Consider the following 14,187-nt stretch of genomic DNA (forward strand, 5'->3'; position numbering starts at 1 on the left):
GCCAGGCCACGCAATCTCAAGCAAACAACTCAATCACCGGCCAGCCGCGTTCCGTCGCAATGGCGCGCAGGCGCGGGTCGGGATTGGTGGCGACTGGATGCGTGACGAGCTCGAGCAAAGGCACGTCGTTGATTGAGTCGCTGTAGAACCAGCTCTGCGGAAAATCCTGCAGACGATGGCCGAGCGAAGCCAGCCAACTCTCGGTGCGCGTGATCTTGCCTTCGCGGAAGGTCGGCACGCCGACTGCGTTTCCGGTAAAGCGAGCCAAAGGATCGCCGCCTTCGGTGCCGAGATCGATCCCCAGCAGATGGTCAAAGCCGAGCGCCTTGCCGATCGGCCTCGTAATAAACACGTTGGTGGCGGTGACGATGCAGCACAGGTCGCCCGCTTCAATATGACGTTGCACGAGTTCCCGCGCAGCCGGCAGGATCGCCGGCGCAATCACCTTCTCCATGAACTGCGCATGCCACGCGTCGAGCTGCTCGCGTGAGTGGCGAGCCAGCGGCGCCAATGTGTAGTTCAGATAGGCAGCCATATCGAGCGTGCCGGCCACGTACTGCCGGTAGTAATCGTCGATTTCTTCCGCGTGCTGCGCAGCGCCTTCTATGCCCAATCCGGCGATGAAGTGGGCCCACGCCTGATCGCTATCGAGCGGCAGCAGCGTATGGTCCAGGTCGAACAGCGCAAGGTTGCGGCTCATCCAGAGTCCTTGTGATGAAGTGAGCGAACGAAGTAATCGAGTGAATTGCGCGCCGGACGATGAGCCGGTACACAGCAATCCACAGATCGGCACGAGCGTATATTTAAAAGCACAAAATTACAATAAGGCAAAAATGTGCAACACTACTGTCATAAACGCCCCGGGTGCCGGTTCACGCGGCATGCGGTTCGGCTCATGGCAGCAGGAACGGATGCGCAGTGCCTTATGTTGATTCTCCTTAACCTTCTGGCTGGTGTGGCGCTCCTCGTGTGGGGCTCGCACATCGTGCGTACCGGGATCCTGCGCGTGCTCGGCGCCGATCTGCGCAGTGTCCTCGGGCGCAGCACCAGTAGCCGCTGGCGTGCCTTCCTTTCAGGCGTCGGCGTCACAAGCCTCGTGCAGAGCAGCAATGCAACGGCGGTGATCGTCACGTCGTTCGCCGCGCAAGGTCTCCTGCCACTCACGAGCGGCCTTGCGATCATGCTTGGCGCCGACGTCGGTACCGCACTGATGGCGCGGCTGCTGACACTCGATCTGACATGGTTGTCGCCGATCCTGATTCTGTTCGGCGTGCCGCTCTTTTTGTCGCGCAAGCAAACCCGCACGGGCCAGGTTGGCCGTACGCTGATCGGGCTTGGCTTGATCCTGCTGGCGCTGCACCTGATCGTCGAAGCCGCGCAGCCGATGATGCAAGGCGCCGGCGTACGCGTGATGTTCGGCGCGCTGACCGGCGACACCATGCTCGACGCGCTGGTCGGCGCAGCATTTGCCATGTTGTCCTATTCGAGTCTCGCGGCGGTTCTGCTGACAGCAACGCTTGCCTCGTCCGGCGTGATCTCACTGAAGGTGGCGTTGTGTCTCGTGATCGGCGCGAATCTCGGCAGCGGTTTGCTGGCGCTGATGGGCACGCTCGCGCAGAATGCGGCGGCGCGGCGTCTGGCCCTGGGTAGCCTGGCGTTCAAGCTGGCCGGCGCGCTGCTGATCCTGCCGTTCGCGCCGCTGCTTGCACGCGGCCTGCCGGCGCTGATCGCGAATCCACGCGAAGCGGTGGTCGGCTTTCATGTGATCTATAACACGCTGCGTTGCTGCGCATGCCTCTCACTGATTGATCCGGTGGCGCGCATCTGCACGCGGGTGTTGCCGGACCGGCCACAGCCCAACGGCGAACTGCGGCCGCTGCATCTGGATGCCGCTGCACTTTCCACCCCCACGCTCGCACTCGCGAACGCCGCACGCGAGGTGCTGCGTATTGGCGACATCGTGCGCACCATGCTCGATAACGTTGCGGGCCTGATCCACGAAAACAGCCTCGACAAGGCGCGCGAAACGATCCGGATGGACGACGACGTCGACCAGCTTTACGCCGCGGTCAAAAGCTATCTGACGCTGATCTCCCGCGAGCAACTCGACGAAGCCGATAGCCGCCGCTGGACTGACATCATTTCGTTGACGATTAACCTGGAGCACGCGGGCGACATCATCGAGCGAATCGTCGGCGATATCGAGGAAAAGAAGATCGCGCACCGGCTGTCGTTTTCGGAGGAGGGGCTGGGCGAACTGGACGACTTGCAGGCACGGCTCGTCAGCAATCTGCAGCTTGGCCTCTCGGTATTTCTGAATAACGATCTGCGGTGCGCCGAGCGGCTGCTGGCCGAGAAAGAGCGCTTTCGCGATCTGGAGCGCGCGTATTCATACAAACATCTGGACAGGCTCGCCGGACAAACCTTGCGCAGCATCGAGACCAGCGCGTTGCATCTGGATCTGATCAGCGACATGAAGCGGCTCAATTCGCTGTTCTGTTCGACGGCCTATCCGGTACTCGAAGCAGCCGGCGCGCTGCGCGACACGCGCTTGCGCAAGCGCGTGCTCGACACGATGCATGTGAAGGAATAAGCGGCTTGCGCGGCGCGCTTGCCGCGCTCCCTGAGGCGTTCGCGCGGAGCGCCGAACGCACCGGCGCCCTAAGCCAGAACGATCTCTTCCAGCTTCTTTTTCAGCGATGCAAAGTCGGCGGCTTCGGCCGCCTTTTTGTTGGTGACCAGCACATCGATCCGATCGACCGGACAGTACGAAATCCGGCTGCGCTGACCAATCTTGCTGTAGTCGGCAAGGATCACCACGCGGTCCGCGTTGGCGACCATGGCGCGCGCCACTTCGGTTTCAGCGTGATCGTAGTTGGTCGCGCCATGCCGGTGATCGATGCCGACCGGCGAGAGCAAGGCCATGTCCGCACGATAGCGCTGGATGTCGAGCACGGTGGTCGCGCCGGTGGTCGCCATTGCCCGATCACTGATCGAGCCGCCGAGCAGAATCACTTCGTTGGCCGTTTCCGTTTGATCCACGGCGCCACGCATTTTCAGCGCGACGTCGATGGAGTTGGTAACAATCGTCAGGTTCGCCAGTTTCGCCAGCTCTTCAGCGAGCGCTGCGGTGGTGGTGCCCGCGTCGATGAACAGTGTCTGGCCGCTCGCGATCAAACCGATGGCCGCCTTGGCAATTGCCGTTTTGGATTTGACGCGCGTGTGGGCGCGCTCGGCGATCGGCGCCTCGTCGGCGGGTTTGATCGCGCCGCCATGCACGCGCCGCAATTCACCGAGCGCCTCCAGGTCGAGCAGATCGCGCCGCACCGTTTCGCGTGACACCCCGAGGTCCGCCATGATCCGTTCGGTCGATACGCGCTGAAGCGTAGACAGCAATGCGCGAATTCTCTGATGACGGTCTTCCTGCCACATGCATTTTTCCTTGGATGCGAACGCGCGTTCACAGGGCTTGTTTTAATAGTGTCATCGTGGACACGGATGTGTGTCCGGACAATTACAAGCGTACTACTTTAGTCGAATTGTGTTGTATTTTTTTGGCAGCTTGCAAGTTTGTGTATTTCACCTTAGCCTTCGCAGATCGAAGCGCGGCGCATATTTCGAACATCAAATGTTCGAAAAGGAATTGAAATGTCCGATTTCGAGCATTTCGCGGCGTTTTCTGGCAATTTGTTAGACACATGTCGTCGCCATAATGGATCTTGGGATCTGCCGTCTGGACCATTCGCTACTGTATACGGTGCTGCGGGGAAACCGCACGGTTCGGCATCCTGACAATAGGATTGCAGGGCTGTAGCCGGGCGCGGCATTGGACGTGCGGCCAGCTATCGCAGCGTCGTCCATTGGCGCGATACTACGCCCGGGGCTCGCGCGTAAAGACTGCATGACGCAATTGTGGCTGACGGCGGTGGCAGCTGGGAACGTGTCGAGAGCATATTTAACCCGCTCTATCTGGAAGGTAACGAGACGTGGGAAACGGGATTGATCGCACCTTATCCGCAGACTGGCCGTATCCGAGGCTGGTTGCGCATCGCTGCGGCGGCACGCTGGCGCCGGAGAACACGCTGGCCGGTTTCGACGCATGTGTGCGTTACGGCTACCGCATGGTCGAGTTCGACGCCAAACTCTCCGCCGACAATCAGCTCTTTCTGTTGCACGACGACACACTGGAACGCACCACCAACGGTCATGGCGCCGCTGCTGAACACACGTGGAACCAGCTGGCCGCGCTTGATGCTGGCGCCTGGTTCGGGCCGCAGTTCGCCGGCACGCATCTGCCGACGCTCGCCGAGGCCGCTGCACGTTGCGCACAAGATGGCATTGCCGCCAACATCGAAATCAAACCCTGCGCAGGGCGCGACGACATCACCGGGCGCCTGGTCGCAAGCGGTGCACTGACTTTGTGGCAAGGGCAAACGCCGCCGCTGCTGTCATCGTTTTCGTTCGAGGCGCTTGCTGCTGCGCGCGATGCGGCGCCCTCGCTGCGGCGCGGCATGCTGTTCGAAGAGGTGCCGGCTGACTGGCTGCGCATCGTGCGGGAGCTGGACTGCGTGTCGCTGCATGCGAGCCACCGGTACCTGAGCGAGCCGCTGGTCGCCGAGATCAAGGCGGCCGGATTGCGCGTGCTGGCCTACACGGTGAACGAGCCCGAGCGTGCGCAGGTGCTGGCGCAATGGGGCGTCGACATGATTTGTACAGATCGCATCGATAGACTGGAACACGACATGTTTTCGGCGCCGGCGAATCCAGACTGAACCGGACTGAGCATGGCGCGGGTGCGCGAGTGCGAGCTTGCACAGGTGTGCGCCCATAGAGCTAGAAATTAGAAATTTTCCAAACGTAGCAATTTCGGCAGAGGATGGGGATAACTATGAAGCGCACCGCGTTAGCTCGTTTATTTTCGATGTCGGCCGCTGCGGGTGTCGCCGCAGCCGGCGTGAGCAGCGCCTCGGCCGCGCCGCTCGACGCATTGGTCGCAGCCGCCAAGCAGGAAGGCCAACTCACCGTGATCGCGTTGCCGCACGACTGGTGCAACTACGGTCAACTGGTGGCCGGCTTCCAGAAGAAGTACGGCATCAAGATCAACGAGCTGAATCCGGATGCGGGTTCGGGCGACGAAGTCGAAGCCATCAAGGCGAACAAGGGCAACAAGGGTCCGCAAGCACCTGACGTGATCGACGTGGGTCTGTCGTTCGGTCCGACCGCGAAGGCCGAAGGTTTGCTGCAGCCGTACAAGGTCGCGTCGTGGAACTCGATTCCGAAAGATTCGAAAGATGCTGACGGTTACTGGTATGGCGATTACTACGGCGTGCTGTCGTTTGAAGTGAACGCCGACATGATCGACAAGGCGCCGTCCGACTGGAGCGATCTGCTCAAGTCAGACTATAAGAACGCCGTCTCGCTAGCTGGCGACCCGCGCACGGCCAATCAGGCGATCCAGGCCGTGTTCGCAGCAGGTCTGTCGCAAAGCAAGGGCGACGTGAGCAAGGCCGACAAGGCCGGCCTCAAGTATTTCGCCGACCTGAACAAGAACGGCAACTTTGTGCCGGTGATCGGCAAGGCCGCATCGCTCGCGCAGGGCACCACGCCGATCGTCGTGCGTTGGGACTACAACGCGCTGGCTGACCGCGACACGCTGAAGGGCAATCCGAAGGTACAAGTGGTGATTCCGAAGACGGGCGTGGTTGCCGGTGTGTACGTTCAGGCGATCAGCGCCTACGCGCCGCATCCGAATGCCGCCAAGCTGTGGATGGAATACCTGTACTCCGACGAAGGCCAGATCGGCTGGCTGACCGGCTATTGCCACCCGATGCGCTATAACGAACTCGTGGCGCAGAAGAAGGTCCCGCAAGCGCTGCTCGACAAGCTGCCGCCGCCGTCGTCTTACAAGAACGTGGTGTTCCCGACGCTGTCCCAACAGGACGCCTACAAGGACACCATCACGAAGCACTGGGACGAAACGGTCGGCGCGAACGTCAAGTAATCGCCGCGGCGCACGCGGTTGCGGCGGCCATGCAGCAGCGAGCAATCGCAGGCTGCACACGCCGCCGCTTCTAACCGCAACGCGTAGTTTCAAAGGTAGCGTGCCGCTCCACGAGAGCGGCGCGCCACGCGTTAGCCAGATTGCCTAAGGGTGAGTTATGAGCGCTTCATCGGATGCTGGATCGGTGCAGCCGGAATTGCTGGTTCCGCCTGTGCCCACGCCAACGCCTCGCGTCAACGGTCCGGGCCGCGCGTCGCAGTTTCTCGCCTGGATCGGCGTGGTGCCGTTTTTCACCTTCGCACTGCTGTTCCTGATTCTGCCGACCGGCTTTCTGATGGTCGGCGCATTTCAGGATCCGCAAGGCCACTTCACGCTCGGCAACTTTCGCGACCTGCTCCAGCCCACGGTGCTGGACGCCTACTGGATCAGCTTCAAGGTGAGCGCAGCTTCTGCGTTTGGCGGCGCGTTGATCGGTTCGCTGCTCGCGTGGGCTGCGGTGCAAGGCAAATTGCCGGGCTGGATTCGTCCTACGCTGATGACGTTCTCCGGCGTCGCCTCGAATTTTGCCGGCGTGCCGCTCGCATTTGCCTTCATCTGTACGCTCGGGCGCGTCGGTCTCGTGACCGTATTGCTGAAAAAATATCTCGGCTTCAATCTGTACTCGACGGGCTTCAGCGTCCTGAGCTTCTCCGGGTTGACGCTGACTTACCTGTACTTCCAGATTCCTTTGATGGTGCTGATCGTCACGCCCGCGCTCGACGGTCTGAAGCGCGAGTGGCGCGAAGCCTGTGACTGCCTCGGCGGCACGGCCTTCCAATACTGGCGCCACGTAGCGTTGCCGGTATTGTGGCCGAGCGTGCTTGGCGCGACGCTGCTGCTGTTCGCCAATTCGTTCGGCGCGGTCGCCACGGCTTATGCACTGACCGGCAGTTCGCTGAACATCGTTACGATCCTGCTGTACGCGCAGATTCGCGGCGACGTGATGCACAACCAGAACCTCGGCTACGCGCTCGCGCTCGGCATGGTGCTCGTGACGGGCCTGTCGAATGGCGGCTACATCTGGCTGCGTTCGCGCGCTGAAAGGGGCCGTCGATGAAAAGCCAGTCGCGTGTGGGTGCGTGGACCGCGATGATCGTCGGTTCACTGTACTTTCTGATTCCGTTGCTCGCCACCTTCGAATTCAGCCTGCGCATGAAGCGCGGCGTGTACAGCTTCGAAGCGTATAGCGTCGTGCTGAGCGATCCACGCTTTCAGGCCTCGTTCGGGTATTCGATCCTGATGGCGGTGCTGACGATCATTGTTGGCGTATTGCTGGTGGTGCCGACCGCGTACTACGTGCAGTTGCGCTTGCCGAAGCTGCGGCCGGTCGTCGAATTCATCACGCTGTTGCCGCTGGTAGTGCCGGCGATCGTGATCGTGTTCGGTTATCTGCGTATCTACAACAGCAGTTCGATTCTGCCGCTCACGGCCAACGAACGCGCGACCGACCTGTTGCTGGTGTTCGGTTACGTGACGCTCTCGCTGCCGTACATGTATCGCGCGGTCGACGCCGGTCTGCGTGCGGTCGACGTGCGCTCGCTGACCGAGGCTGCGGAATGTCTCGGGGCGAACTGGCCGACGATTCTGTTCAAGGTGATCTTCCCGAACATTCGCTCGGGCATTCTGTCCGGCGCGTTTCTCACCTTTGCCGTGGTGATCGGCGAATTCACGCTGGCGAGTCTGCTCGACCGCCCCGCGTTTGGCCCGTATCTGCAATTGATTGGCGCGAACCGCGCGTACGAACCGTCGGCGCTTGCGATCATCGCGTTCGTGATCACGTGGGCGTCGATGGGTTTGATTCAGGTATTCGGCTCGGCCCGCGCGCTTAGCGGCCAGAAAGTTTGACGGACTCATTTGACGGACTCATGTGTCCGACTAAGGCAGCGAATCATGGCATTCCTTGAGATCGAAAATCTGCATAAGTCCTTCGGGGCGAACACGGCGCTGCATCACTTCGACATGAAGATCGAGCGCGGCGAATTCATCACGTTTCTTGGCCCGTCCGGTTGCGGCAAGACCACGGTGTTGCGGATGATCGCCGGCTTCGAAACACCGACGCGCGGCATCATCCGGCTGGATAACAAGGACGTGACGCATCTGCGCACGCGGCAGCGCAAGGTCGGCATGGTATTTCAGTCGTACGCGCTGTTTCCGAACATGACGGTGGCCGACAACATCGGCTTCGGGCTGAAGATCACGCACCGTCCGCAGGCGGAGATCAAGAAGCGCGTTGAGGAGATGCTGCAACTGATCAAGTTGCCGCATCTCGGCGAACGCTATCCGTGGCAGTTGTCGGGTGGCCAGCAGCAGCGCGTGGCGTTGGCGCGCGCGCTCGCCAGCAAGCCGCAGGTGCTGTTGCTCGACGAACCGCTGTCGGCGCTCGACGCGAAGATCCGCATTTCGTTGCGGCAAGACATCCGGGCGTTGCAGCGCGAGTTGGGCATCACGTCCATTTTCGTGACGCACGATCAGGAAGAGGCGCTGTCCATTTCTGACCGAATCGTCGTGATGAACGAGGGGCGTGTCGAACAGGTCGGCACGCCTTCGGAGATCTACAACTATCCGCGCACGCGCTTCGTTGCGTCGTTCGTCGGCACGCTGAACATTCTGGCGGGGCATGTGATCGATCCGAAAACGGGCAAGATGGCCGTCGACGGTCAGGAGCTGACCACCACGCAAGAACTGCCGGCTGACGACGCAGGCAAGAAGCGCATGCTCGCGCTGCGCCCCGAAGCCATTGTGCTGGAACCGGCCGCGCCGGGCCGCAACACGCTGAACGCGACCGTCGAAGAAGTGAATTTCCTCGGCGCGGTGGTGCGCATCAGAACGCGCGTGAAAGACGCGGTGATTTCACTCGATGTGTTCAACGACCCGAATCGCGGTTTGCCCGAACGGGGTCAACCGGTATCGCTGGGTTTCTCGCACGAGAACTTGCTGGTGCTGGAAGAGGGTGGTGCATAGAAGCCGAACAGCAAGCAGTGTCTGACATGGGCGAAAACCCCGCGGAGAGACCAGGCGGTTGCGGCTGAATCGGGCGAAAGCCGCAGCCCTAAAGGTTCTCCGGGTTTTCCCTGAATTGTGGCCTGTGCGGATTCCGGATTCCCCGACGCCCCTCGTCCGGATTTCCGGAATCCCGGACGGCGGATGCCGTAACACGCCAAAAAACCTATAAAAATCAAAGCGATTCGCTTTGCGTCAAGCTGGCATCGACCTTGCAATTTAGAAACCGCGGCCGCAACGGTCCGACAACTAAAGCAAGGAGACAACGATGTCTGATTTCCCCTCCCGGTATTTCTGAATTCGTCGTCTTGTCGCGGCCTAATGCCGTGCACAGGCGTGACGAATTTTCGTTCGCATGATGCGCAGCGTGGCAGGCCTTGAGCTCACCCATATCGCAGGAAACATCGTGAAGAAACCTATCCACAAAGTGCTGTACGTCCAGGTGATCGTGGCGATCATCATCGGCATCGCGCTCGGCCATTTCTCGCCGGACTTCGCCGTCGACATGAAGCCGCTCGGCGACGGCTTCATCAAGCTGATCAAGATGGTGATCGGGCCGATCATCTTCTGTACGGTGGTGACTGGTATCGCCGGTATGGAAGACATGAAGAAGGTAGGGCGCGTCGGCGGCAAGGCGCTGCTGTACTTCGAAATCGTCTCGAGCTTCGCGCTGGTGCTCGGCCTGATCGCGACGCACGTGTTGAAGCCGGGCGTCGGCTTCAACATCGATCCGGCTACGCTCGACGGCAAGGCAGTCGCTTCGTATGCCGCGAAGGCGCACGGCCAGACTACGGTCGACTTCCTGATGCACATCATTCCGGACACGCTCGTGTCCGCGTTCGCACAGGGCGAAATCCTGCAGATCCTGCTGATCGCGCTGTTGTTCGGTGCTGTGCTGGCCACGGCCGGTGAGAAGGGCAAGGTCGTCACCAATTTTATCGACGGGCTCTCGCATGTGTTGTTCGGCGTCGTGCGCATCATCACGAAGCTGGCGCCGATCGGCGCGTTCGGTGCGATGGCGTTCACCATCGGCAAGTACGGCATCGGCTCGCTGCTGCCGATGCTCAAGCTGATCGGCACGTTCTATCTGACTTCGATCGTGTTCGTGGTGGTCGTGCTCGGCATCATCGCGCGTGCGGTGGGCTTCAACATCTTCCGCTTTGTCGGCTACATCAAGGAAGAGATGCTGATCGTGCTCGGCACGAGCTCGTCGGAAGCCGCGTTGCCGCAATTGATGCTGAAGCTCGAAAAGCTCGGCTGCTCGCGCTCGGTGGTGGGCCTCGTGGTGCCGACCGGTTACTCGTTCAACCTCGACGGCACCAACATCTACATGACGATGGCCGTGCTGTTCATCGCGCAGGCCACCAACACGGACCTCACGTGGACGCAGCAGCTCACGCTGCTGGCGGTGACAATGCTGACGTCGAAGGGCGCGAGCGGTGTGACGGGCGCAGGGTTCATCACGCTGGCCGCCACGCTCGCCGTGGTGCCGACCATTCCGCTGTCGGGCATGGTGCTGATTCTCGGTATCGACCGCTTCATGAGCGAATGCCGCGCGCTGACGAACATCGTCGGCAACGGCGTGGCGACGGTGGTGGTGTCGGCATGGGAAAAGGAACTGGACCGCAACAAGCTGAACGCCGCGTTGCGGGGTGACGTGACGGTCAAAGAGCCGGCCGAGGCTTAAGCCAGGTAAGCCAGGCAAGCCAGGCAACCGTCACGAGCACGACTTTGGCCGCGGACGCCCACCTATGAAAACGGCGACCGCGACCCGGGACCCCGCGCCGTCGGCCGACGAAGCTTACGCCGACGGCGCGGCGCCTTATGCCACAATATCTGATCCTTACCGATCGGATATTGCCAACGTGACGCGCCGCCTGCTGATCCTCTTCGCGCTCGTCGCCGGGCTCGTGGTGGCGTGCGGGCTGACGTACACCATCGCGTGGCAGAGCGGGATCGACAATTTGCGGCGCAACGCCGCGGTGCGGGTCGATCGCACGACCAGCGCGCTGAAAAGCACGCTCGAGCGCTACGAATCGCTGCCTTATCTGCTGGCCGAACATCCCATTGTGCAAGACGTGCTGGTCGATCCCAGCCCTGCCAACGTCGAACGCGCCAATCTCTATCTCGAAGACCTCAACCGCCACGCGCGGGCAACGGTCACCTACATCATTCCGCTCGACGGCTATTGCGTCGCCGCGAGCAACTGGCACGGGCCGGGCAGCTTCATCGGCGCGGGCTATCAATTCCGGCCGTATTTCCTCGATGCGGTGAAGGGCGGCGTGGGCCGCTTCTTCGGTATCGGCACGATTTCCCAGGCGCCCGGTTACTACATCTCGCAGCCTGTGCGGCGTGACGGCAAGATCGTCGGCGTGGCCGTCGTCAAACTCGATCTCGAATGGTTTCAGGGCGCGGATGCCTCTGAACCTCTGGTTGTCACCGACGACCACGGCGTGATTTTTCTGTCGTCGATGCCGGCATGGAAATATCACACGATCCGGCCGTTGTCGGGGCAAGTCGCCGATTCGATCTACCAGGCGCGCCAGTATGCGCAGCAGCCGATCGCGCCGCTGCCGGTGACGATCGAGCGCACGCTCGAAGGCAATGCGCAGATTGTGCGCATCGGCGGTGGCCGCTATGCGCCGCGCTATCTCGCGTCACGGCGCGGCATGGGCGAGCCGGACTGGCATCTGATCACGATGTCTCCCGTCGGTCCAGTCGACGCCGACGCCCGCAAGGCGACCATCGTGACGGGTTTCGGCTACGTGTCGCTGGTGCTACTCGCGTTCTACTGGAGAATGCGCCGCGCGCGGGTGCGCGAAGTGATGCGCAGCCGTTCGCTGCTGCAAAAGGCCTACGCTGAACTGAACCGGCGAGTGGCGGAACGCACCGCGGATCTCTCGCAGGCGAACGAGCAGTTGCAGAAGGAAGTCGCCGAGCGAACGCGCGCCGAACAGGAACTGCGCGCGGCGCACGACGAACTGATTCAGGCCAGTAAGCTCGCCGCGCTGGGTCAGATGGCGGCGGGCATCACGCATGAGTTGAATCAACCGCTTGCGGCGCTGCGCGGTTTCTCGGACAACACACGCGTGCTGCTCGAACGCGGCGACCAGGCTTCGGCGTTCGAAAATCTCGAAGCGATCGCAGCGCTCACCGAGCGCATGGGCAAGATCACCAATCAGTTGAAGTTGTTTGTCGGTCGCGCGCGGCCTCGTAGTGCGCGTGCGCCGGTGATGCGGGCGTTGCGCAACGTCATCGCGCTGCTGCAAAAGCGCCTGCACGGCGTCGAAATCGAGTTCGCCTTGCTCGATGCCGGCACCGGCGTGCGCACGCCGCTGAATCTCGCCGACGATCCCGCCGATCTGGTCGCCAATTGCGACGATCTGCGGCTCGAACAGGTGTTGATCAATCTGCTCGGCAACGCGCTCGACGCAACGGCGGGGTTGACGCCGCCGCGCATTTCGATCGAGATCGAAACCACTGAGTCGAGCGTATCGTTCGCTGTGCATGACAACGGCCCAGGCATTCCCGACGACGTGCTGCCGCGTCTGTTCGAGCCGTTCTTCACCACGAAGGAAATGGGCCAGGGGCTGGGGCTCGGCCTCGCGATTTCGTCATCGATTGCGCGCGATTGCGGTGGCACATTGGTGGCGCGCAATGCGCCGGACGGCGGTGCATTATTCGTATTGGCGCTGCGCCGCGCGCGCGTGCAGACGAGCCACACATCGGACCCGCTCACCACGGGTTCCTGAATCAGACGAGAACAACATGCTGAACGACGGCCTGCGGGTGCTGTATGTCGAAGACGACGAACTGGTGCGGCGCGCCAGCGTCCAGAGTTTGCAACTGGCGGGCTTCGAGGTGATCGGCCATGCGTCGGCGGAATCCGCAGCGAAGATGATCAGTGCGGATTTCTCCGGGGTGATCGTCAGCGATATTCGCTTGCCTGGCGCGAGTGGACTCGAACTGCTTGCGCAGTGCCACGAGCGCGCGCCCGACGTGCCGGTGATTCTGGTGACCGGCCATGGCGATATTTCGATGGCCGTGCAGGCGATGCGTGACGGCGCGTATGACTTCATCGAAAAGCCCTTCGCATCCGAACGTCTGATTGAGACCGTGCGACGTGCGCTGGAGCGTCGCAAGCTGGTTCTCGAGAACCTTGCGCTGCGCCGTGAGCTGGCCGGGCAGAACACGGTCGCGCCGCGCATCATCGGCCGTAGTCCGGCGATCGAGCAGGTGCGGCGGCTGATCGCGAATATCGCGCCGACCGACGCCTCGGTGCTGATCAACGGCGACACCGGCGCAGGCAAGGAGTTGATCGCGCGCAGTCTGCACGAACTATCGCCGCGGCGCGACAAACCGTTTATCGCGGTGAACTGCGGCGCATTGCCGGAGCCGATGTTCGAGTCGGAAATGTTCGGCTACGAACCGGGCGCATTCACCGGCGCGGCGAAACGCCGGATCGGCAAGCTCGAACATGCTTCGGGCGGCACACTGTTTCTCGATGAAATCGAGAGCATGCCGCTCGCGTTGCAGGTCAAGCTCCTGCGCGTGTTGCAGGACGGCGTGCTGGAGCGGCTCGGCTCGAATCAGCCGATTCGCGTGAATTGCCGCGTGGTGGCTGCGGCGAAGGGCGATATGGCGGAGCATGTCTCGGACGGCTCGTTCCGTCGCGATTTGCTGTACCGGCTGAACGTGGTGACGATTGCGCTGCCGCCTTTGGGTGAGCGTCGCGAGGACATCGTGCCGCTCTTCGAACACTTCCTGCTGGATGCGGCCGTGCGGTATCAGCGCCCTGCGCCGATTCTCACCGACCGGCAGCGTGCCAGCCTGATGCAACGGGACTGGCCGGGCAATGTGCGCGAACTGCGCAATGCCGCCGACCGTTTCGTGCTCGGCGTCGCCGACGATCCGGTCATGTCATTCGCCGACGACAGTGTCGCGACGCAACCCTTGAAGGAACGTGTTGAGCAATTCGAACGGGCGGTGATCGCGGAGGCGTTGGAGCAGGCCGGCGGCGTAGTGGCGGTCGCGGCAGATAAGCTGCAGCTCGGAAAGGCGACGCTCTACGAGAAGATCAAGCGATATGGGCTTGCGGCCAAAGGGGAAGGGGAGCGGTGAGGATTTGATGCGCCGCGCCGGCGAGG

The 14,187-nt window shown here is 61.8% G+C and carries 11 protein-coding genes; 9 read left to right on the forward strand and 2 right to left on the reverse strand.

The annotated features are described in order from the left end of the window. Positions 1 to 16: 16 nt before the first annotated feature. The gene (locus tag R8871_RS19435) at positions 17 to 700 is read right to left on the reverse strand and encodes a histidinol-phosphatase (protein ID WP_175051938.1); all 684 of its coding nucleotides are present in this window, start codon (positions 698 to 700) and stop codon (positions 17 to 19) included. Between the two features lie 225 nt (positions 701 to 925). On the opposite strand from R8871_RS19435, the gene R8871_RS19440 reads away from it, so the two are divergent. Then, the gene (locus R8871_RS19440; protein ID WP_175051939.1) at positions 926 to 2,593 is read left to right on the forward strand and encodes a Na/Pi cotransporter family protein; all 1,668 of its coding nucleotides are present in this window, start codon (positions 926 to 928) and stop codon (positions 2,591 to 2,593) included. Positions 2,594 to 2,661: 68 nt separating this feature from the next. On the opposite strand, the gene R8871_RS19445 is transcribed toward R8871_RS19440, so the two are convergent. Then, on the reverse strand, positions 2,662 to 3,432 hold the full coding sequence (locus tag R8871_RS19445) for a DeoR/GlpR family DNA-binding transcription regulator (protein ID WP_093645621.1): 771 nt from the start codon (positions 3,430 to 3,432) through the stop codon (positions 2,662 to 2,664). Between the two features lie 554 nt (positions 3,433 to 3,986). On the opposite strand from R8871_RS19445, the gene ugpQ reads away from it, so the two are divergent. The 8 genes from ugpQ to R8871_RS19485 all read left to right on the forward strand — a co-directional run bounded on the left by ugpQ (position 3,987) and on the right by R8871_RS19485 (position 14,161). Continuing rightward, positions 3,987 to 4,772, forward strand: a complete 786-nt coding sequence (ugpQ, locus tag R8871_RS19450) for a glycerophosphodiester phosphodiesterase (protein ID WP_175051940.1) — start codon at positions 3,987 to 3,989, stop codon at positions 4,770 to 4,772. Positions 4,773 to 4,888: 116 nt separating this feature from the next. Beyond that, positions 4,889 to 6,001 (forward strand): ABC transporter substrate-binding protein, encoded by a 1,113-nt coding sequence (locus R8871_RS19455; RefSeq protein ID WP_175051941.1) that lies wholly within the window; start codon positions 4,889 to 4,891, stop codon positions 5,999 to 6,001. Between the two features lie 157 nt (positions 6,002 to 6,158). Continuing rightward, the gene (locus R8871_RS19460; RefSeq protein ID WP_217468905.1) at positions 6,159 to 7,097 is read left to right on the forward strand and encodes an ABC transporter permease; all 939 of its coding nucleotides are present in this window, start codon (positions 6,159 to 6,161) and stop codon (positions 7,095 to 7,097) included. Next, positions 7,094 to 7,885, forward strand: a complete 792-nt coding sequence (locus tag R8871_RS19465; RefSeq protein ID WP_054035688.1) for an ABC transporter permease — start codon at positions 7,094 to 7,096, stop codon at positions 7,883 to 7,885. The genes R8871_RS19460 and R8871_RS19465 overlap by 4 nt, the downstream gene beginning before the upstream one ends. 45 nt (positions 7,886 to 7,930) lie before the next feature. Further along, positions 7,931 to 9,001 carry an ABC transporter ATP-binding protein gene (locus R8871_RS19470; protein ID WP_175051942.1) on the forward strand — a complete coding sequence of 357 codons (1,071 nt, stop codon included), beginning with the start codon at positions 7,931 to 7,933 and terminating at the stop codon, positions 8,999 to 9,001. 445 nt (positions 9,002 to 9,446) lie between these two features. Beyond that, positions 9,447 to 10,727: a dicarboxylate/amino acid:cation symporter gene (locus R8871_RS19475; protein ID WP_175051943.1), complete on the forward strand. Its 1,281-nt coding sequence runs from the start codon at positions 9,447 to 9,449 to the stop codon at positions 10,725 to 10,727. Positions 10,728 to 10,791: 64 nt separating this feature from the next. Further along, the gene (locus R8871_RS19480) at positions 10,792 to 12,792 is read left to right on the forward strand and encodes a sensor histidine kinase (protein WP_175051944.1); all 2,001 of its coding nucleotides are present in this window, start codon (positions 10,792 to 10,794) and stop codon (positions 12,790 to 12,792) included. Positions 12,793 to 12,808: 16 nt separating this feature from the next. Next, positions 12,809 to 14,161, forward strand: coding sequence for a sigma-54-dependent transcriptional regulator (locus tag R8871_RS19485; protein ID WP_175051945.1), 1,353 nt, complete (start codon positions 12,809 to 12,811; stop codon positions 14,159 to 14,161). The last annotated feature ends 26 nt before the right edge of the window (positions 14,162 to 14,187 follow it).

It is taken from the genome of Paraburkholderia sediminicola (genome assembly GCF_902859805.1).
Lineage (GTDB): Bacteria > Pseudomonadota > Gammaproteobacteria > Burkholderiales > Burkholderiaceae > Paraburkholderia > Paraburkholderia sediminicola.